The organism is Catellatospora bangladeshensis (assembly GCF_016862575.1).
Classification (GTDB): Bacteria; Actinomycetota; Actinomycetes; order Mycobacteriales; family Micromonosporaceae; genus Catellatospora; species Catellatospora bangladeshensis.
The window spans coordinates 112277-131167 of sequence record NZ_BONF01000009.1 but is presented as its reverse complement, the minus strand read 5'-3'; the positions used below and the strand labels follow the sequence as shown (position 1 = coordinate 131167).

The window sequence follows — 18891 nt, the reverse complement described above, 5'->3', positions numbered from 1 at the left end:
GCGGTGGCGTCAGCGCAGCTCAGCGGCCAGCAGCGCGGCCGCGGCGGCGGGATGTTCGGCGGCGAGCAGCCCGGCGGCGGCCAGAATGTAGGACGCGTCGACGACCACGCGCGGGTGACGTGGCAGCGGCCATCCACCGGCGGTGTCGCCCAGGCCCGCGCCTAGCACCGCCTGCGCGACGTCGGGCGGGCTGTGCCGCAGCACCCCACCGGACCCGATGACCAGCGCGACGTCGCGCAGGTCCCGGCCGCCGCGGCGGGGCCCGCCCGCGACGGCGGCCTCACCGCGGGCGTGGCGGCGCAGCGCGACGGTGACGGCGAGTTCGGCCAGGCGCCGGTCGGCGGCCCGTTCGGTCCCGTCGTCGGCGACGTACCCCGGGTGCGCCGCCCGTGCCTCGGCCGCCGCGTCCAGCGCCGCGGCCTCGCCGGGGACGAGGAGTTTCTCCGCCTGGGCCGCGGCGACGACCCCGGGCGCCGACCAGCGCATACCGAGGTCCCCTTCGACGGTGCGGGCGGCCCACATCGTCCCGGCGACGTCGTCGCGGACCCCGGCGAGCTGCTCGGCGTCGGGGACCAGCACCGAGTACACGTCGGTGGTGGCCCCGCCGACGTCGACGACGAGCAGGTCGTGGCCGGTGTGCCCGGCCAGCAGCTCGACACCGGTCAGGACCGCGTCGGGGGTCGCGGCCCGGACCAGCGACGCGAACCGGGGCCCCCGGGACAGTTTCTTGCCGCCGATGACGTGCTGCAGGAACATCTGCCGGATCGCCGCGCGGGCCGGGCCGGGGTCGAGGACCCCGATCGCGGGCAGCACATTACCCACCGCGACCACGGGCACACCCGCTCCGGCGAGCAGCGTTTCGAGCTGCTCGCGGCAGTCGGCGTTGCCGGCGAGGACGGTGGGGACCCGCCAGCGGGCGGCGGCGAGCCGGGCCGCGTTGTGGCTGATCGTGTCGGTGTCGCCGCCGTCGGTGCCGCCGACGAGCAGCACCACGTCGGGCCGCGCCGCGCGCAGCTGCGCGAGCCCGGCCCGGTCCAGGGGCCCGGCGGCGACGTGCACGACCTTCGCCCCGGCCGACAGGCCGACCCGGTGCCCGGCCTGCGCGGTGACGAGGCGCTCGTAGCCGACGACGGCCAGGCGCAGGCCGCCGCCGGCCGACGAGCACACCAGCACCCCGTCGGGGGTGTGGCCGGTCGCGGCGACGGCCGCGTCGAGGCCGTGCAGCACGTCGGACCCGACGGTGGTGCGGTGCGCGCCGGTGGCGACCAGCCGTCCGCTGCCGGTGTCGACGAGGGCCGCCTTGGTGAACGTCGACCCGACGTCGACACAGCAGAGCAGGCTCGTGCGGCTCAAGCTCGCGGAGCCGATCCGGGGCTCTGCGGCGGGACGACCACGGTGCCGGTCGCGGTCACGGCGACGACCGGCGGGTCGAGGACGTCGGCGGCGGACTCGGACCTGTCCGGCCGGCCCCGGCACACGACCCGGGCCTCGAAGTCGATGGTCCGCGACCGGGTGCCCATCCGGGACACGGTCGCGACGACCTCCAGCACGTCCCCGGCCCGCATGGGGGCCTTGAACTGCACGTCGGAGTACGACGCGAACAGGCCCTCGTCGCCGTCGAGCCGGATGCACACCTCCGTGGCCACATCCCCGAACGCCGCCAGGGCGTACGCGCCGTCGACGAGGTTGCCCGCGTAGTGCGCGTGGCTGTACGGCACATACTTGCGGTGCACGACCGTGAACCCGACACTCATGCCGCCATCGCCTTCTTCCGCTCGGCCTTGTTGGTGATCAGCGCGTGGACCAGGTAACTGGCGACCTCACGCGGGGTGGTGCCCCGGCCGAAGATCCGGTCGACGCCCAGCTCGCCGGTCATCAGCTCGTCGAAGCGGGGCCCGCCGACGATCAGCAGCGGCCGCCTGTCGGCGGGCAGCGCCTCCCGGAACGCCGCCGACATCTCCCGCGTGTTGTGCAGGTGCGCGTCGCGCTGCGTCACGACCTGCGACACCAGCACCGCGTCGGCCTTCTCCGCCTTCGCCGCCGCGACCAGCTCCGGCACGGTGACCTGCGCGCCCATGTTGACGACCTTCAGCTCGCGGTAGTACTCCAGGCCCTTCTCGCCGGCGATGCCCTTGACGTTGAGGATCGCGTCGATGCCGACGGTGTGCGCGTCGGTGCCGATGCACGCCCCGACGACCGACAGCTTGCGGCGCATCTTCTGCTTGACCAGGGTGTTGACCTCCTTGGCCGACAGCAGCGGGAAGTCCCGCTCGACGACCTGGACCTTGTCGAGCTCGACCAGGTGCCGGACGCTGCCGTAGACGACGAAGAAGGTGAACCCGTCGCCCATCTGCTTGGCGTGCACCAGCATCGCCGGTTCCAGGCCCATCTTCGCGGCCAGCTGCAGCGCCGCGCCTTCGGCCTTCTTGTCGTGCGGCAGCGGCAGCGTGAAACTGACCTGGGTCATGCCGTCGCCGGTGGTGTCGCCGTACGGGCGCACGACGCTCTTCACAGGTCCTCCTCGTGCTTGGCGGGGGTCTCGAGGATGTCGGTGGCCGGGTTGTAGTACCCGTCGTCGTGCCGGGCGACGCCGTCGAGGCCCTTGCCCCGGTCCGCGGGCCGCTTCATGATCCCGAACGTGCCGTCGGCGATCGCGTTGAGCAGCGTGTCGTTCTCGATCCGCTCCAGCAGCGAAATGGCCTCGTCGAGGACCTGGTGGGCGCGGCGCTGGATGAACCCGTCCGGCGCGGGCACGAAGTCCTCGTGCAGGTTCCCGGCCGCGCCCAGCACATACCGCACGTTCTGCAGGGCGATGTCCCGGTCGGACAGCCACGGCGTCACCACGGCCTCGGTCATCATCCCGACCAGCAGGATGCCCTGCCCGGTCAGCGCCCCGACCAGGTTGAAGAACCCGTCGAGCAGGTTGCCCCGGAACACGTCACCGGTCATGTGCTTGGTCGGCGGCATCCACTTCAGCGGCGCGTCCGGGAACAGCTCCCGCGCCAGCAGCGCATGCGCCAGCTCGAGCCGGAACGACTCCGGCAGGTCCGGGTTGATCTCGAACGCGTGCCCCAGCCCCAGCTGCCAGTCCGCGAGCCCGGCCTCGTGCGCGAAGTACTCGTTGAGCAGCTGCGACACCGTCACCGTGTGCGCGGCCTCGACCGCGTCGGCGGTGGTCAGGTAGTTGTCCTCACCGGTGTTGATGATGATCCCCGCCCGGGCGTGGATCTGCCGCGAGAACCGCTGGTCGACGAACGTGCGGATCGGGTTGATGTCGCGGAACAGGATCCCGTACATCGAGTCGTTGAGCATCATGTCCAGCCGTTGCAACCCGGCCAGCGTCGCGATCTCCGGCATGCACAGGCCCGACGCGTAGTTCGTCAGCCGCACATACCGGCCCAGCTCGCGGCTGGACTCGTCCAGCGCCGCCCGCATCAGCCGGAAGTTCTCCTGCGTCGCGTACGTGCCCGCGAACCCCTCCCGGGTCGCGCCCTCGGGCACGTAGTCCAGCAGCGACTGGCCCGTCGACCGGATCACCGCGATCACGTCCGCGCCCGCCCGCGCCGCGGCCTGCGCCTGCGGGATGTCCTCGAAGATGTCACCCGTCGCCACGATCAGGTAGATCCACGGCCGCTGCTTCGGGTCGCCGTAGCGCTTGACCATCCGGTCGCGTTCGGCGCGGTTGCGGTCGATCTGCCGGATCCCGGCCGCCGCCATCCGCTTCGCCGCCCGCTTCGCCGCGGTCGCGGCCCTGCCCGTGGGCAGCTCGAACCGCACCGACCCCGACGCGGCCTTCTGCGCCAGCAGGGTCAGGTCGGCGGCCGAATACTCCAGGCCGTGCTGGGCGAGGCTGTGGAACACCGGCAGCGCCACCCCGTGCCCCAGGCCCACGTCCTCGCGTACCGCGTCGACGAGGCGGTTCACCCACGGGATCCCGTCGGGGTCGGCGCCGATCATCCCGGACAGGCGCAGGACGGCCCGCTCCACCGACACGGTGGTGTGGGAACGGGCCAGGTCCACCACCGGACGCCCGGCCCGTGCGGCCAGCGCCCGAGCCCGGTGCACCAGCGCCGGGTCCAGACCGAGTTTACTGCTGCTCATAAATGCAATCTCCACGCAGAACCGTACGTACACATACCGGCAGCTCATCGTGCTGCTCAAGACTCGGCAGGGTCCCCGAGACCCCCGCCGGGGTGCGCCACACCGCGAACGTCGCCGGCGCACCGGGCACCAGGACGCCCTCGTCGTCGCGGTGCACCGCACGCCACCCGCCCCGCGTGTGCGCGGCGAACGCCGACTTCGCGCTCATCCGCTGCTGCGGGTTGAAATGCCACATCGCCGCCCGGACACTGCCCCACGGGTCCAGCGGCGTCACCGGGCTGTCCGACCCGAACGCCAGAGCCACCCCCGTGTGGTGCATCTGCCCCATCGGGTTCGACGCCAGACTCCGCGCCACCCCCAGCCGCTGGGCGTACATCTGCTGCTCGCCGCCCCACAGCCGGTCGAACGCCGGCTGCATGCTCGCCACGATGCCGTACTCCACGAACCCGGCGATCAGCCGCTTGTCCATGATCTCGGCATGCTCGACCCGGTGCCGCGCGTCACGGATCGCGTCCACCCCGAGGACCTTCTCCGCCATCGCGAACCCGTCCACCACCGTCGAGATCGCCGCGTCGCCGATCGCGTGGAACCCGCCCTGCATCCGGTGCCGGTGACAGTCCAGCAGATGATCACGCACCTGCTCGGCCGACACGTAACCGTGGCCGCAGCCGCGCTCGCCGTCCAGGTACTCCCCCGACAGAAACGCCGTACGCGAACCCAGCGCACCGTCGGCATACAGGTCACCGCCCGCGCCGACCGCGCCCAGCTCCCGCGCCTTCGCAGCGCCCATCAGCTCGCCCCAGAACCCGAAGATCTCCGGCAGCCCCTGCCCCGACAGGCGCAGCAGCTCCGTGAAGTCCTCCTCGCTGGACGTGCCCGGCCCGCCGCACTCGTGCACCGCCGCGATACCCAGGCTCGCGGCGTGCCGCAGCATCCGCATCTGCGCGTCCCGCCGCTGCACGATCGTGATCTGCCCGAACGCCGCCTCCCGGACCACGTGGTGCGCGTCGCGCCGCACCCAGCCCGACTCGTCGTAACCCGGCGTGCCCTGCGCCAGGGCCAGCAGGTCAGGCGACACCAGCGCCGAGTGGATCGACGCCTGCGACAGGTACACGCTGCGCCCACCCGCGGCCCGCGACAGCTCGCCCGCCTCCGGCGGGGTCTGCGCCGCGCCCCAGGTGCTCTCGTCGAACCCGTGCCCCAGCACCACCGCGTCCGGGCCCAGCCCCGCGGCGAACTCGGCCACCGCCTTCAGCAGCTCCGCGGCACCGCGCACCCCCGACAGGTCCAGGCCCGCCAGGGCCAGACCCGTGTCGGTGGCGTGCACGTGCGCGTCGACGAACGCCGGGGTCACCAGCGCACCGCCCAGGTCGATGCGCACGTCGGCGCTGGGCGCCTCGGCCACCGGGCCGAGCCACACGATGTGCTGCCCACGCGTCAGCAGCGCGGTCGCGCCCGGATCGGCGGGGCTGCGGACGACGGCGTTGTGCCAGAGCGTCGTGCGCTCGGCAGGCATGGCGGAGATCTGCATGACGTCAGTCTGCCGTGCCGGAAGCAGGCCGCGCGGCCTCGTGCGCCAGCCGGGACTCGAACATCGCCCGCACCGCCGGCACCTGCCGCAGCAGATCCAGGGCATAGGCGGCATGACCCGGCACGTACCCGTTGCCGACCAGCATCGTCACATCCGCGGCCAGGCCCTCCGCGCCCAGCGCCGCCGCCGCGAAGCTCGTCGCCATCGAGAAGAAGACCACCGTGCCGCCGTCGGCGGTCGACAGGATCGCGCCGTGCTCGCAGCCGGGCACGTCCACGCACACCACGGTCACGTCCGCGGCCCGGCCGCCCAGCGCCTCGCGTACGGCATCGGCCAGCGCGACCGGGTCACGGGCGTCGGCCAGCGCCACCACGTCGGCCAGGCCCGCCTGCGCCAGAGCGGCGCGCTCGCGCTCGACCGGCACGACGCCCACGGTGCGGGCGGCGCCTGCCTTGCGGGCGGCGGCCAGCGACAGCGAGCCGCTCTTGCCCGCGCCGCCGATCACCGCGACCGTCGGGTCGTCGTACCGCGCCACGACACGGGCGGTCAGCGCCGGGGCGCCGCACACGTCCATCACCGCCAGGGCCAGCTCCGGATCCAGGTCGGCGGGCAGCACCGCGGCGATGGAACGCGCGAACAGGATCGCGTGACCCTCGCAGGGGACCTGCTCGCCGCCGCCGTCCCAGTGCTTGAGCCCGTCGGTGATCTTCAGGGGGGTGAGGGTGAGGGAGACCAGGGTGGCGACGCGGTCGCCGACGCGCAGCCCCAGCGGGGACTCGGGGCCGACTGCCTCGACGGTGCCGATGAGCATGCCGCCGGAGCCGGTCACCGGGTTCTGCATCTTGCCGCGGCTGCCGATGATCTCCAGGACCTCGGCGCGGACCGCGGCGCCGTCGCCGGCGTGCTTGGTGGCGAGCTGGCGGTAGCTGGCCGCGTCGAGGTTGAGCCGCTCCACCGCGATCCGCACCTCGTCCGCCCCGATTTCAGGCGAATTGTCCAGTTGTTGGGCCGCCTGGGGCAGCACCCCGGCCGGCTCCAGCACGCGGTGCAGCCCGATCGGTGACGTCATTGTCCGGTTCTCCCTCAAAAAGTGCCGTCTCCCCAGGGAAGCCAGAACCAAATCTGCGGTTAGATCTGTACTCCGCGGGAAATCCTACGGCAGACTAGTTGGTACGCCGGAGAACTTCCAGTATGGTCAACGGCGACCGCAAAGGAGAGGGCCACCGATGAACGCTGGGCAACCCTACGAATACCGACGCGTCGAGCTCATCGAGCCCGACTGGACCCGGTTCCCGGGCTGGCGCGACGTCACCCCCGCACAGTGGGACTCGGCCCAGTGGCAGCGCGTCAACTGCATCAAGAACGCCAAGCAGCTGCGCGCCGTCCTCGGCGACACCGTCGACGAGACCTTCTACACCGACCTCGAGGCCGACCAGAAAGCCCTGGCCACGATGTCCATGCTGGTCCCCCCGCAGATGCTCAACACCATGGCGCGCGAGGCACTGACCACCGAGGCGTTCTACGCCGACCCGGTCCGCCGCTACATGATCCCCGTAGCCAGCGACCGGCTCACCGAATGGGCCAGCCACCCCCACGCCAGCCGCGACAGCCTCCACGAGCACGACATGTGGGTCGCCGAAGGCCTCACCCACCGCTACCCCACCAAGGTGCTCGCCGAGCTCCTGTCCACCTGCCCGCAGTACTGCGGCCACTGCACCCGCATGGACCTCGTCGGCAACAGCACCCCCGCCGTCGAGAAGCTCAAACTCAGCCTCAAGCCCGTCGACCGCTACGACGCGCACATCAGCTACCTCAAGGCCCACCCCGGCGTCCGTGACGTCGTCGTCTCCGGCGGCGACGTGGCCAACGTCCCGTGGAAGAACCTCGAGTCCTACCTGATGCGCCTGCTCGAGATCGACACCATCCGCGACATCCGGCTCGCCACCAAGGCCCTCATGGGCCTGCCCCAGCACTGGCTGCAGCCCGAGGTCGTCGAAGGCCTCGAACGCGTCGCCCGCACCGCCCGCCGCCGCGGCGTCAACCTCGCCATCCACACCCACGTCAACCACGCCAACTCGATCACGCCGACCGTGGCCAAGGCCGCCAAGACCGCACTCGAAGTCGGCGTCCGCGACGTACGCAACCAGGGCGTCCTCATGCGCGGCGTCAACGCCACCTCGCCCGACCTGCTCGACCTCTGCTTCGCACTCCAGGGCGAGGCCAACATCCTGCCGTACTACTTCTACATGTGCGACATGATCCCCAACGCCGAACACTGGCGCGTCTCCGTCGCCCACGCCCAGGCACTCCAGCACGACATCATGGGCTACCTGCCCGGATACGCCACCCCGCGCATCGTCTGCGACGTGCCCTTCGTCGGCAAGCGCTGGGTCCACATGGTCACCGAATACGACCGCGAGAACGGCATCTCGTACTGGACCAAGAACTACCGCACCTCCATCGAGGCCGACCACGACGCCGACGTGCTCACCAAGCGCTACGCCTACTACGACCCGATCGACACCCTCCCCGAGTCCGGCCAGAAGTGGTGGCGCAAGCAGCTCGAAGAGCAGCAGGCCGACCAGTCCTGACCCGAACGACCAGGCCCCGGCCGCGCTGCGCCCCAGCCGGCCGGGGCCTTTCGCATATCCCCGCGCGCCCACCCCCGAAGAACACATAAGGTGCCCGGATGCCCCTGCACCCCGACGCCGACCACACCATCCTCACCGGCACCGACGGCACCCCGCTCGCCCGCCTCCGGCTCCGCGACGACGACGGCACTCCGCTCGCCGACGACGTCCGGCCGCTGCCCGGCGCTCCACTACCGCTGATCGCCGCCCAGGCCCGCCGGGACCTCGCCGGGCGACGCCTGCAGACCCCGGACGACCAGCTCGCCCTCGCCGTCGTGCACACCGGCCTGAAACTCCGCCGTGCCGCCACCGACATGCGCCACGACCTCGCCGACCTGCCCGCCATGCCCCAGCTGCCCGACGGCTGGACCCTCGCCCCCGCCGGCTGGGACGACGACCTCGCCGAAGGCCTGGCCGCCGCCTACCGCCCACCCCACCCCGACGGCGGCTGGACCGACAACGACACCCGCGAGGTCCGCGGCATGTTCGAACGCGGCGAACCCGTGCCGCCGCTGGCCGAAGCCTCCGCCCGCGTCGTCGGGCCCGACGGCCGCAGCGCCGGGCACGTGCTCTGCGCCGGACCCGCCCCGTGGACCGACGACCTGTGCGCCTGGATCCTCAACATCGGCGTCGCGCCCCACGCCCAGGGCCGCGGCCTCGGCCGTGCCCTGCTCGTCCACGCGCTCCACGGCGCCCGCGCCGCCGGCCTGCCCCGCCTCGGCCTGGAAGTGGTCGACGGCAACCCCGCCCGCCGCCTGTACGACGCCGCCGGCTTCCACGTCCGCACCCGCGTCCTCAGCATCGACCTACCCTGACCCGCCCGTCAGGCGGGCACCGTGCCGGCGACCACCCACAGCGTCAGCGCCATCAGGAAGTCCTCCCGGTCCGCGGCGTCGGCCACCGCGTCCAGCCACCGGTCCACCGTCGACGTCGCGTCACCGTCCTCCTCCCCCACGATGTGCAGCAGCAGGTCCCGCTCGAAGTACGGCACCACGTGCTGCGCCTGCGCCGGCTCGGTGAAACACACCGTCAGCGGATGGCACTCCAGCTCCCGCACCCCCGCCCGGCGCAGGCGGCTGCGCAGCGTACGGCCCATCGCCGGGTTGCTCATCACGCTGTGGTGCCGCAACCGCCACAGCATCGGCGTCATCACCTCGGCGGGCAGCCCGTCGAAGACCAGCGACTCCCAGTCCGTGTCCACCAGGCAGATCCGGCCCTGCGGGCGCGTCACCCGCACCAGCTCGGCGATCACGCGCTCGGCGTCGAGCAGGTGCTGCAGCGTGCGCTCGCACCGCACCGCGTCGAACGTGCCCGCGGGATAGTCCAGCCGGGCCAGGTCGCCGGCCGTGAAGCGCACGTCGCCCGCGTCCGGATGGGTCTCGCGCCAGCGCGCGTGGCGGTGCGCCGCCAGCGCCAGCATGCTGCGCGAGTTGTCCACGCCCTCGACCCGCCCCTCGGGCCCGACCAGCAGCGCCAGCGAGCAGGCCTCCTCCCCCAGCCCGCAGCCGCCGTCGAGCACGCGGTGACCGGGTTTGACATGCATCGCCTCGGCGGCCAGGGCCCGCGCCTCGGCGATGGCCGGCTGCACCGCGGCGCGGTCCAGATACGCGACCAGCCGGGCCTGCATCTGCGGCGGGCTCTGGTCGACCCGTGCGTAGTGCGGCATGAGCGGGTCGTCCGTCATACCTCAATTCTGTGAGCTGCCGGGCTGCCGCGTCGCGAGCCGTCCATGATCAACAAACTTGCCCGCGTCGGCGCTGGCTGTCGGCTTGTCGCGGACCGCACACGCTCTACGGAGTCCTAGGACGCTAGGAATTGAACTGCGGGGCGGAAAACGCCCGGGAAGGCCGTGACCACCGCTAACGTGGCCGTGGAGACCGCCGAGCTGGGAGGATCAGCGCCATGCGTGAGATCGTGCTGGTCCGTCACGGGCAGACCGAGTGGAGCGCGGCAGGCCGGCACACCTCGTTCACCGACCTGCCGCTGACCCCCGAGGGCGAGCGGCAGGCGGCCCGGCTCGCCGAGCTGCTCGCCGGGCGCGCGTTCGCCGCCGTGCTGTGCAGTCCCCTCCAGCGCGCCGTACGCACCGCGCAGCTCGCCGGGCTGGACGTCACCGCGCTCGACGACGACCTCCTGGAGTGGAACTACGGCGCGTACGAGGGCCGCACCACCCCCGACATCCGCGAGCAGCGCGCCGACTGGAGCCTGTGGGACCAGGGCTGCCCCGGTCCCGGCGGCGAGACCGCCCAGCTGGTGGGCGCCCGCGCCGACCGGGTCCTGGAGCGCGCCCGCACCATGCTGACCGCCGGGGACGTGGCGTTGGTCGGCCACGCGCACCAGCTGCGCGTGCTCACCGCGCGCTGGCTGGGCCTGCCGCCGCAGGGCGGGGCGCTGTTCCGGCTGGAGACGGGCACCCTGAGCGTGCTGGGCTTCGAGCGGGAGACCCCCGTCCTGCTGCGCTGGAACCTCTGACCGCCGGTAAGGTGAGCGCGTGCAGTTGATCAAATTCACCCATGCCTGCGTACGCCTCGAGGACGGCGCGCGCCGTCTGCTGATCGACCCGGGTGTCTGGACGGAGCCGGCGGCGTACGAGGGCGTCACCGACATCCTGGTCACCCACGAGCACTACGACCACGTGGACTTCGCCCACCTGGAGTCCCTGCTGAAGTCCCGCGAGCTGCGGGTGTACGCGCCTGCGGCGGTGCGGGACGTGGCCGCGGCCGAGGACGCGCCCGCGGTCGCCGCCGCGATCACGCCGGTGGCCACCGGGGACGCGTTCACCGCGGGCGGCTTCGCGGTGAACGCCGTCGGCGGCGCGCACGCCGAGATCTACGACGGCCTTCCCGGCTGCGCCAACCTGGGGTACGTCGTCGAGGGCGTCTACCACCCCGGCGACTCGTTCTTCGTCCCCGAGCAGCCGGTGACCACGCTGCTCGTGCCGGCGGGCGCGCCGTGGTTCAAGCTGCGGGAGGCGCTGGACTTCACCCGGGCCGTGGCCCCGGCGCGCGCCTTCCCGATCCACGACCGGATGCTGTCGCCGGACGTCGGCTACGACAACTTCGACCGCTGGATGGGCTTCAAGGGCGACACCGACTACGCCCGCATCCCCCTCGGCGAGGCGATCACTCTCTGACTCGCCTGCGGGCGGAGATCGCTGGTTCGTGTCGGAACATGTGGTCCAGCCGCAGCTCCTGACACGAACCAGCGATCTTCACGCGTCCGGGACGGTCCGTAGGATCGGCCGGGTGGTGACGCATCCGTTGTGGGAGCCCGGGGTGCGGGCGGTGGTCGAGCGGGCCGCTTCCGGCCATCGTGGACGGCCCTGGTCGGCGACCGGCTTCACCGACCTGGACGAGCGCGCCTCGCACCGGTGCGGGATCCTGCACGGCACGCCGTTCTCCGTGTTCGCCAAGCTCGACGGCTCGGCGGGCGGCGCGGACCGGTTCGGCGTGGAGCTGCGCGGGCACCGGCTGCTGCGCGAGCGCGGCGGAGTCCGCACACCCCTGCCCGTCGGGCCGGGCACGGCCGGCTCCCCCGCCGGGACGCTACTGCTGCTGGAGGCGCTGCCCGAGGTGCCGGCGCAGCGGCGTACCCCCGAGCAGTGGCGCGCGATCGGCCGCACCCTGGCCATCCTGCACAGCGCCCGCGGGGACCGGTTCGGCCTGGCCGAGTTCGACGGGTACTTCGGCCCGCTGGCCCAGGACAACCGCCCGACCGGCACGGGCTGGGCAGGCTTCTACGCGCAGCGGCGGCTGCTGCCCCGGCTGCGCGACGCCGTCGCCTCCGGGAACCTGCCCGCTGAGCTGGCCACCGGGGTGGAGCGGCTGGCCGCCGACCTGCCCCGGTGTGCGGGCCCGAGCCGGTCCCCTCCCTGCTGCACGGCGACGCGCAGCAGAACAACTTCCTGACCACCGCCGACACGGCGTACCTGCTGGACACCGGCCCCTACTACGGGCACCCCGAACTGGACCTGGCCCTGCTCGACTACTTCGCCCCCGTGCCCGAGACGGTGTTCGACGGATACCGCGAGGTGCTGCCGAACGACCCCGGGTTCGCGCAGCGCCGCGAGCTGTGGCGGCTGCACGGCTACCTGGCCGTGGTCGCGGTGGACGGCACGTCCGCCTTCGGCCGCCCCTTCCTCGCCCGCATCGCCGCCACCCTGGCCCGCTACCGCTAGGTGATCACGGTACCAGGGTCGTGACACGCCGTCGAACACGCCCCTAAGTTCATGATCAACGCAGATCGGGGGTGGGGGTCAGGAGGGCGGGGTCGGGGGTGGCGGCTACGGCGGAGAGGACGCCGCTGAAGAAGCGGCGGATGCAGACGGCCAGGACGATCTGGAAGATGTCCTGGTCGGACAGGCCGTGGGCGCGCAGGGGGGCGGCGTGCTCGTCGGTGATGGCGGTGGGGTCGGCGGCGACCTGGTCGGCGAAGTCCATGATGGCGACGTCGAGCGGGGACAGCCCGGCGTTGCGGTGGTCGTCGACGATGGCGCGCAGGCGGTCGGCGTCGTAGAAGCGGTCGCGCAGCACCTTGCTGTGGGCCAGGGTGCAGTAGTCCGAGCCCAGGCGGCGGGCCGCGGCGAGGGTGACCAGCTCGTACCGGTGCAGGTCCATGCCGTCGCGGACGCTGGCGGACAGCTGCTCCCAGGCCGCGTACGCGCCCGGCTGCAGCGCGAACACCCTCAGGTAGTTCGGGATGTGGCCGGTCTGGTTCGCGAACAGCGGGGAGTCGGCGGGGGTGGCGAGGTAGGTCATGCGGCGAGGTTAAACGGATCACGGCACCCGGCAACAGGGCTGTCCCCCATCCGTCAGCACGCCGCGGATTTCCCGGCCCCGGCGGGAACCGGGCGGCGTCCCCCGGACTCGCCGTGGCGTGACCCCTGACCGCTCTCCCCTCCCCCGCCGCCGCGACGGCGCCCTCGGCCGCGTGCTCACCGGCGCGCTCGCGGCGGCCTCCGTGCTGGTCGTGCTCGTGCTGTGGACCGCCGCGGGCGGCCCGGCCGCGCTGCTGACCGAGGGCACGGCAATCCTGGCCGCGGCCCGGCTGACCGGTCTGGTCGCCGCCGACCTGCTGCTGTTGCAGGTGCTCGCGATGGCGCGGGTGCCGTGGCTGGAGCACGCCTGGGGCCAGGACCGGCTCGCCCGCGGCCACCGGCTGCTCGGCTTCACCTCGTTCTGGTTGATGGCCGGGCACGTGGTGCTGGTGGGGTACGGGTACGCCGCGCCCGCCGGCACCGGGGTGTTCGCCCAGCTCGCCGACCTGGTCGTGCGCTACCCGGGCATGCTGCTCGCCGCAGCGGGCACCACGCTGCTGGTGCTGGTGGTGGGACTGTCGGTGCGGGCGGCGCGGCGGCGGGTGCGCTACGAGAACTGGCACCTGCTGCACCTGTACGCGTACCTCGGCGTCGGGCTGGCCGTGCCGCACCAGCTGTGGAACGGCGCGCACTTCGTCACCTCGCCCGCGGCGTCGGTGTACTGGTGGACGCTGTGGGGTGCCGCGTTCGCCGCGCTGCTGGTGTTCCGGGTCGGGCGGCCGCTGTGGCTGAGCCGCCGCCATCGGCTCACCGTCACCGAGGTGCGCCACGAGGTGTCCGACGTGTACTCGGTCTACCTCGGCGGGCAGCGGCTGGACCGGCTGGCGGCCCGGCCGGGGCAGTTCCTGACCTGGCGGCTGCGCACCGGGCGGGGCTGGAGCCGGGCACACCCGTTCTCGCTGTCCGAGGCGCCGCGCGCCGACCGGCTGCGGTTCACCTTCCGGGCCGCGGGCGACGACGGCGCCCGGCTCGCCGGGGCTGTTGCGGGCACGGCCGTGCTGATCGAGGGTCCGTTCGGGACGCTCACCGAGAGCCGCCGCCGCGGCGAGCGGGTGCTGCTGATGGCCGCCGGGATCGGCATCACCCCGCTGCGGGCGCTGCTGGAGGGCATGCGGTACGCCCCGGACGAGGTGACCCTGATCTACCGGGCGCGCAGTGATGAGGAGCTGGTGCTGCGCGACGAGATCGACGGCATCGCCCGCGAACGCGGCGCACAGGTGATCTACCTACCGGGACCGCCGCCCGCGGGGCGGGTGTCCTGGCTGACCGCCGACCTGGCCGCGCGGTTCGCCGACGACGAGGCGCTCGCGCACCTGGTCCCGGAGCTGGCCGGGCGGGACGTGTTCCTGTGCGGGCCGCCGCCGTGGATGGCCGCGGCCCGCGCGGCGCTGCGCGCGGCCGGGGTGCCCGCCCGGCAGGTCCACGACGAGCGGTTCGGGTGGTGAGCGATGCGTAGGATCACGTTCTTCCTGCTGGCGACGCTGGCGGGCCTGGTCGGGCTGTTCAGCTACCGCACCAGCCTCGGCGCGGCGATCCCGAGACCGGGCCAGGCCCTGGCCTCTCCGGCTCCGCAGCCCACGCGGTTCGCCGACGGCCAGGTCGTCGACGGCAGCGCGGTGACCACCGACTACGGCGTGGTGCAGGTGCGGGTCGTCTTCGCCGGCGGCCGGATCGCCGACGTGGTCACCCTCCAGGTGCACACCGTGCACGAGCACTCCCTGGTGCTCAACGACTTCGCGCTGCCGGAGCTGAAGCAGCGGGTGCTGGCCGCCCAGTCGGCCGACGTGGACACCGTCACCGGCGCGACCGCCACCAGCCGGGCGTACCTGGACTCGCTGCAGTACGCCATCGACCAGGCGCACCGGGCATGAGCACGCTGCCCCGCCGGGCCTGGGTCGAGCAGCTCATGGGTATGCCGGTCAGCCTGCACCTGCGCGGCCCCGGCCTGGCCGCGCCACCCGTCGCGGCTGCGGTGGAGGCGGTGTTCGCGCTGCTCCGGCAGGTGGACGCGGTGTTCAGCACCTACCGCGCGGACAGCGACGTGAGCCGGGTGCGGCGCGGGGAGCTGGCGGCGGGCGGCGCACACCCCTGGGTGGCCGAGGTGGCGGAGCTGTGCGAGCAGGCCCGCGAGCGCACCGGCGGCTGGTTCGACGCGATGCTGCCCGGCCCCGGCGGCGCGCCGCGCTGGGACCCGACGGGACTGGTCAAAGGCTGGGCCGTGGAGGCGGCCGCGCGGCTGCTGTCCGGGCACGACTTCTGCCTGAACGCGGGCGGTGACGTGGTCGTGGCCACGCTGCCGGGCCGTCCGCCGTGGCGGGTCGGCGTGGAGGACCCGCTCGACCCGTCCCGGCTGGCCGGGGTGCTGCCCCTGGCGGCTGGGGCGGCGGCCACGTCCGGCACCGCGCGGCGCGGAGCGCACCTGTTCGACCCGTACCACGGCACGGCCGCCACCGAGGTCGCGGGGGTGACCGTCACCGGGCCGTCGCTGCTGTGGGCCGACGTCTACGCCACCGCCGTCGCCGCGAAGGGCGCCACCGGCCTCACCCTGCTGTCCGGCACGGGCTACGAGGCGCTGCTCATCGAGCCCGGCGGGCGGCGGCACACCACCGGCCGCTTCCCGGGCGCCGTGTGACCAGCAGACCTCAGTCGGCCAGGTGGATCTTCGGGGCGCGCTGCTCGAAGGGGGTGGACAGGACGACCGTGGTGCGGGTGGTCACGTTGGCCCCGGTGCGGATCTCCTGCAGGAGGCGCTCCAGGTCCGCCGGGGACGCGACGCGGACCAGCAGGATGTAGAAGTCCTCACCGGCCACCGAGAAGCACGACTCGATCTCGGACAGGTGGGCCAGGCGCTCGGGGGCGTCGTCGGGCTGCGCCGGGTCGAACGGGCGGATCGCCACGAACGCCGTCAGCGGCAGGCCGATCGCGTTGTAGTCCACCCGCGCGCCGTAGCCGGTGATCACGCCGCGCTGCTCCAGCCTGCGTACCCGCTGGTGGACGGCGGACACGGACAGCCCGACCTTCTCGGCCAGGTCCGTGTACGACATACGCCCGTCGGCGGTGAGGGCCGAAACGATGGCCTGGTCGGTCTCTTCCACGGCGCTCAAGCTACACCGCCGCCGTGTTCGGGCGCACCAGCACTTTCAGCGCCTTACGATCGTTCATCGCGGCATATCCGCCAGGCACCCCGTCCAGCCCGACGGACACGTCGAAGACCGGCGACGGGTCCAGCGTCCCGGCCAGCACATCCGCGAGCAGCTCCGGGATGTACGCCCGCGCCGGGGCCACCCCGCCGCGCAGCGCGACGTTGCGGCCGAACATGTCCCCGAGGTCGACGCCGGCCGAGCCGCCGTGGGGCACCCCGACGAACCCGACCGCTCCGCCGTCGCGGGCCGCGCCGATCGCGGTGCGCATCGACTGCTCGGTGCCGACCGCCTCGATGACGGCGTGCGCGCCCTGCCCGCCGGTCAGCTCGCGGACCACGGCGATCGCCTCGTCGCCGCGCTCGGGCACCACGTCGGTCGCGCCGAAGCGCCGGGCCAGCGCGGTGCGCGCGTCGTGGCGGCCCAGCGCGATGATGCGCTCGGCGCCCAGCCGGTGTGCGGCCAGCACCCCGCACAGGCCCACGGCCCCGTCGCCGACCACGGCGACCGTGCCACCCTTGCGCACCCCGGCGGCGAGCGCGGCGTGGTGGCCGGTGGACATCACATCGGACAGTGCCAGGATCTTCACCAGCTCGGCGTCGGAGAGCCCGGCCGGGAGCTTGACCAGGGTGCCGTCGGCCCACGGGACGCGCACCGCCTCGCCCTGGCCGCCGTCGGAGCCGGGCTGCCCCCAGAAGCCGCCCACCGGGCAGGACGTGTGCAGGCCCTCGCGGCAGAAGTCGCAGGTGCCGTCCGACCACACGAACGGGGCCACCACCACGTCGCCCGCGCGCAGGCCGGTCACGTCGGCGCCGACCGCCTCGACCACGCCGAGGAACTCGTGCCCGATGCGCTGGCCCGGCTCGCGCTTGGCGACGCCCTGGTACGCCCACAGGTCGCTGCCGCAGATGCAGGCGTGCGTCACCCGGACCACGGCGTCGGTGGGGTGCTGCAGGACCGGGTCCGGCACGTCCTCGATGCGGACGTCGTGCGGAGCGTGGATCACCGTGGCGCGCATGTGCATGATCCTAGTCGGGCGGATGCGCCGGGTCAGCGCGATGCCCGGTGCTCAGTGACGCTCGTGCAGCAGGCAGAACTCGTTGCCCTCGGGGTCGGTGTAGACCGACAGATCCTCCTGCTCGCGCACCAGCGTCGCACCGGCCGCGACGATCGCCGCCCGCTCTGCCGCGTCGGCGACGACGTCGAGGTGGATCCGGCCGACCGGGAGCAGCTCCCGCGCCTGGGCGATCCACACGTCGGGCCCGGCGCCGGGGTGGCGCAGCAGCACCGACTCGCCGTCGGCCAGCGAGCGCTCGGCCAGCGCGACCCGGTCCCCCTCGACCGGCGGCAGGCCGGTGACCAGGCTCCAGAACGGCGCCATCAGGTACGGGTCGCGGCAGTGGATGACGACCGAGGAGATGAACGGCATGGGCGACACCGTAGCCGGGTAGGCGGGCACGGCCGACCGAATAACCGATCGGCCTTGACATGACGCCTTGGCGGCCGCTTACCGTGTGTAGCCGCTACCGGTCCCGGAACCGGTTCCGTGAGGCGGCAGTGCTGCGGAGGTCCACATGCGCGTGACGATCGCGGACATCGCCCGCCTGGCCGGGGTGAGCAAGGCGACGGTGTCGCGGGTGCTCAACGGCCGGCCCGACGTCGACCAGGCCACCCAGGCCCGTATCCAGGAGATCATGGCCGAGACCGGGTACGTGCCCAGCGCCCGCGCGGTCGGCCTGGCCAGCGGCCGCAGCCGCACCGTCGGCGTGCTGGCGCCGTCGCTGCACACCCCGTGGATGCCGGAGCTGCTGCAGGGCGTCGCCGACGGGCTGGCGCCGACCGGTTACGGGCTGCTGCTGCACGCCGCCGCCGGGGACGGCCCGGCGCTGGAGCGCTTCGCGGCGAGCGTACGCGCCCACGCGGTGGACGGCGTGCTCGCCGTGGACCCCGGCGAGGCCGTCGCCGAGCTGCGTGAGCTGCACGATCACGGCCTGCCGGTGGTCGTGGTGGAGACCGGCGGGCGGCCCAGCGGGCTGCCGTCCGTCGGCGCCGACTACCCCGGCGGCGGCGCGGGCGCGGCGGATCTGCTGCTGGCCGCGGGCCGGCTGCGCATCGCCATGATCACAGGACCCGCGGCGGACGGGTTCGGCAACGCGTGCGCGGAGGGTTTCACCGACCGGCTGACCGGCACCGGCGCGGTGCTCCGGGCCAGCCACGTGACCGAGGCCGACGGCTCCGAGCAGGGCGGATACGACGCGGTGCAGCGGCTGCTGCGGGCCCGGCTGTTCTTCGACGGGCTGTTCGTGCACGGCGACGCGATGGCGGCCGGGGCGCTGCGGGCGCTGTACGAGTCGGGGCGGCAGGTGCCCGGCGAAGTGGCGGTGGTCGGGCTCGGCGACGTCGCGCCCGCCGCGTACACGTCGCCGCCGCTGACCACGGTCCGGGTGCCCTGGGCCGAACTCGGCGCCGCCGCGGCCCGTGACCTGGTCACCCGGCTTGACGGCGGGCGCCCGGCCGCGCCCGCCGCGCCGCTGGCGACGACGCTGGTGGTGCGCGGCAGCACCCCGCCGGTGGGCCGGATCCCGGGTCAGCGCAGCCGCCGGGTGCGCGCCGAGCAGCTGCCGGCGATCGCCGTCGCGGCACCGTTCCCGGAACCGGTTCCGGAGCGCTGAC

Annotated in this window: 21 protein-coding genes; 10 read left to right on the top strand and 11 right to left on the bottom strand. The window is 73.5% G+C overall.

Annotation, left to right across the window (positions count from 1 at the left end; genetic code table 11):
- Positions 1–9 precede the first annotated feature (9 nt).
- From Cba03nite_RS07865 to kdd, 6 genes are read right to left on the bottom strand one after another with little or no spacing between them, the layout of a single operon-like run.
- On the bottom strand, positions 10–1353 hold the full coding sequence (locus Cba03nite_RS07865; RefSeq protein WP_203743597.1) for a glutamate mutase L: 1344 nt from the start codon (positions 1351–1353) through the stop codon (positions 10–12).
- Positions 1350–1754 (bottom strand): 3-aminobutyryl-CoA ammonia lyase, encoded by a 405-nt coding sequence (gene kal / locus Cba03nite_RS07860; protein ID WP_203743595.1) that lies wholly within the window; start codon positions 1752–1754, stop codon positions 1350–1352. The genes Cba03nite_RS07865 and kal overlap by 4 nt, the downstream gene beginning before the upstream one ends.
- Entirely contained in the window at positions 1751–2512 is a 762-nt protein-coding gene (gene kamE / locus Cba03nite_RS07855) for a lysine 5,6-aminomutase subunit beta (RefSeq protein ID WP_275411562.1), read from the bottom strand. The genes kal and kamE overlap by 4 nt, the downstream gene beginning before the upstream one ends.
- The gene (gene kamD, locus Cba03nite_RS07850) at positions 2509–4101 is read right to left on the bottom strand and encodes a lysine 5,6-aminomutase subunit alpha (RefSeq protein ID WP_203743593.1); all 1593 of its coding nucleotides are present in this window, start codon (positions 4099–4101) and stop codon (positions 2509–2511) included. The genes kamE and kamD overlap by 4 nt, the downstream gene beginning before the upstream one ends.
- Positions 4088–5632 carry an amidohydrolase gene (locus tag Cba03nite_RS07845; RefSeq protein ID WP_239125550.1) on the bottom strand — a complete coding sequence of 515 codons (1545 nt, stop codon included), beginning with the start codon at positions 5630–5632 and terminating at the stop codon, positions 4088–4090. Before Cba03nite_RS07845 ends, kamD begins: the two co-directional genes overlap by 14 nt.
- A 4-nt stretch (positions 5633–5636) precedes the next feature.
- Entirely contained in the window at positions 5637–6701 is a 1065-nt protein-coding gene (gene kdd / locus Cba03nite_RS07840; RefSeq protein ID WP_203743591.1) for an L-erythro-3,5-diaminohexanoate dehydrogenase, read from the bottom strand.
- A 157-nt stretch (positions 6702–6858) separates the two neighbouring features.
- Here kdd and Cba03nite_RS07835 point away from each other — a divergent pair, with 157 nt between their 5' ends.
- Together Cba03nite_RS07835 and Cba03nite_RS07830 are read left to right on the top strand one after the other, a co-directional pair.
- Positions 6859–8223 (top strand): KamA family radical SAM protein, encoded by a 1365-nt coding sequence (locus Cba03nite_RS07835; protein ID WP_203743589.1) that lies wholly within the window; start codon positions 6859–6861, stop codon positions 8221–8223.
- Positions 8224–8321: 98 nt separating this feature from the next.
- Positions 8322–9077 (top strand): GNAT family N-acetyltransferase, encoded by a 756-nt coding sequence (locus tag Cba03nite_RS07830; protein WP_203743588.1) that lies wholly within the window; start codon positions 8322–8324, stop codon positions 9075–9077.
- Positions 9078–9085: 8 nt separating this feature from the next.
- Here Cba03nite_RS07830 and Cba03nite_RS07825 read toward each other — a convergent pair whose 3' ends face one another.
- Positions 9086–9946 (bottom strand): methyltransferase domain-containing protein, encoded by an 861-nt coding sequence (locus tag Cba03nite_RS07825; RefSeq protein WP_203743586.1) that lies wholly within the window; start codon positions 9944–9946, stop codon positions 9086–9088.
- Positions 9947–10164: 218 nt separating this feature from the next.
- Between Cba03nite_RS07825 and Cba03nite_RS07820 the strand changes: the two genes are divergently transcribed.
- The 4 genes from Cba03nite_RS07820 (at position 10165) to Cba03nite_RS40220 (ending at position 12439) form a co-directional block, all read left to right on the top strand.
- Positions 10165–10734, top strand: coding sequence for a histidine phosphatase family protein (locus tag Cba03nite_RS07820; protein ID WP_203743584.1), 570 nt, complete (start codon positions 10165–10167; stop codon positions 10732–10734).
- Positions 10735–10753: 19 nt separating this feature from the next.
- Positions 10754–11395: an MBL fold metallo-hydrolase gene (locus tag Cba03nite_RS07815; protein ID WP_203743582.1), complete on the top strand. Its 642-nt coding sequence runs from the start codon at positions 10754–10756 to the stop codon at positions 11393–11395.
- Between the two features lie 112 nt (positions 11396–11507).
- On the top strand, positions 11508–12170 hold the full coding sequence (locus Cba03nite_RS40225; RefSeq protein WP_203743580.1) for a fructosamine kinase family protein: 663 nt from the start codon (positions 11508–11510) through the stop codon (positions 12168–12170).
- A complete protein-coding gene (locus Cba03nite_RS40220) occupies positions 12107–12439 on the top strand; it encodes a fructosamine kinase family protein (RefSeq protein WP_203743578.1) in 333 nt (110 codons plus the stop codon). The genes Cba03nite_RS40225 and Cba03nite_RS40220 overlap by 64 nt, the downstream gene beginning before the upstream one ends.
- A gap of 55 nt (positions 12440–12494) precedes the next feature.
- Here Cba03nite_RS40220 and Cba03nite_RS07800 read toward each other — a convergent pair whose 3' ends face one another.
- Positions 12495–13019, bottom strand: a complete 525-nt coding sequence (locus tag Cba03nite_RS07800; RefSeq protein ID WP_203743575.1) for a carboxymuconolactone decarboxylase family protein — start codon at positions 13017–13019, stop codon at positions 12495–12497.
- Positions 13020–13137: 118 nt separating this feature from the next.
- Here Cba03nite_RS07800 and Cba03nite_RS07795 point away from each other — a divergent pair, with 118 nt between their 5' ends.
- The 3 genes from Cba03nite_RS07795 to Cba03nite_RS07785 are packed head-to-tail and all read left to right on the top strand — an operon-like array spanning position 13138 to position 15710.
- Entirely contained in the window at positions 13138–14523 is a 1386-nt protein-coding gene (locus Cba03nite_RS07795; protein WP_239125549.1) for a ferredoxin reductase family protein, read from the top strand.
- Between the two features lie 3 nt (positions 14524–14526).
- A complete protein-coding gene (locus Cba03nite_RS07790) occupies positions 14527–14949 on the top strand; it encodes an FMN-binding protein (protein ID WP_203743573.1) in 423 nt (140 codons plus the stop codon).
- Positions 14946–15710 carry an FAD:protein FMN transferase gene (locus Cba03nite_RS07785; RefSeq protein ID WP_203743571.1) on the top strand — a complete coding sequence of 255 codons (765 nt, stop codon included), beginning with the start codon at positions 14946–14948 and terminating at the stop codon, positions 15708–15710. Before Cba03nite_RS07790 ends, Cba03nite_RS07785 begins: the two co-directional genes overlap by 4 nt.
- Before the next feature lie 10 nt (positions 15711–15720).
- Here the strand turns inward: Cba03nite_RS07785 and Cba03nite_RS07780 are convergent, their stop codons facing one another.
- From Cba03nite_RS07780 to Cba03nite_RS07770, 3 genes are read right to left on the bottom strand one after another with little or no spacing between them, the layout of a single operon-like run.
- A complete protein-coding gene (locus Cba03nite_RS07780; RefSeq protein ID WP_203743569.1) occupies positions 15721–16173 on the bottom strand; it encodes an Lrp/AsnC family transcriptional regulator in 453 nt (150 codons plus the stop codon).
- Between the two features lie 10 nt (positions 16174–16183).
- Positions 16184–17236, bottom strand: a complete 1053-nt coding sequence (locus tag Cba03nite_RS07775) for a zinc-dependent alcohol dehydrogenase family protein (protein WP_203743567.1) — start codon at positions 17234–17236, stop codon at positions 16184–16186.
- A 51-nt stretch (positions 17237–17287) separates the two neighbouring features.
- Positions 17288–17647, bottom strand: coding sequence for a VOC family protein (locus Cba03nite_RS07770; protein ID WP_203743565.1), 360 nt, complete (start codon positions 17645–17647; stop codon positions 17288–17290).
- Between the two features lie 145 nt (positions 17648–17792).
- Here Cba03nite_RS07770 and Cba03nite_RS07765 point away from each other — a divergent pair, with 145 nt between their 5' ends.
- Complete coding sequence (locus Cba03nite_RS07765; protein WP_203743563.1) at positions 17793–18890, top strand: LacI family DNA-binding transcriptional regulator; 1098 nt, start codon at positions 17793–17795, stop codon at positions 18888–18890.
- The last annotated feature ends 1 nt before the right edge of the window (position 18891 follow it).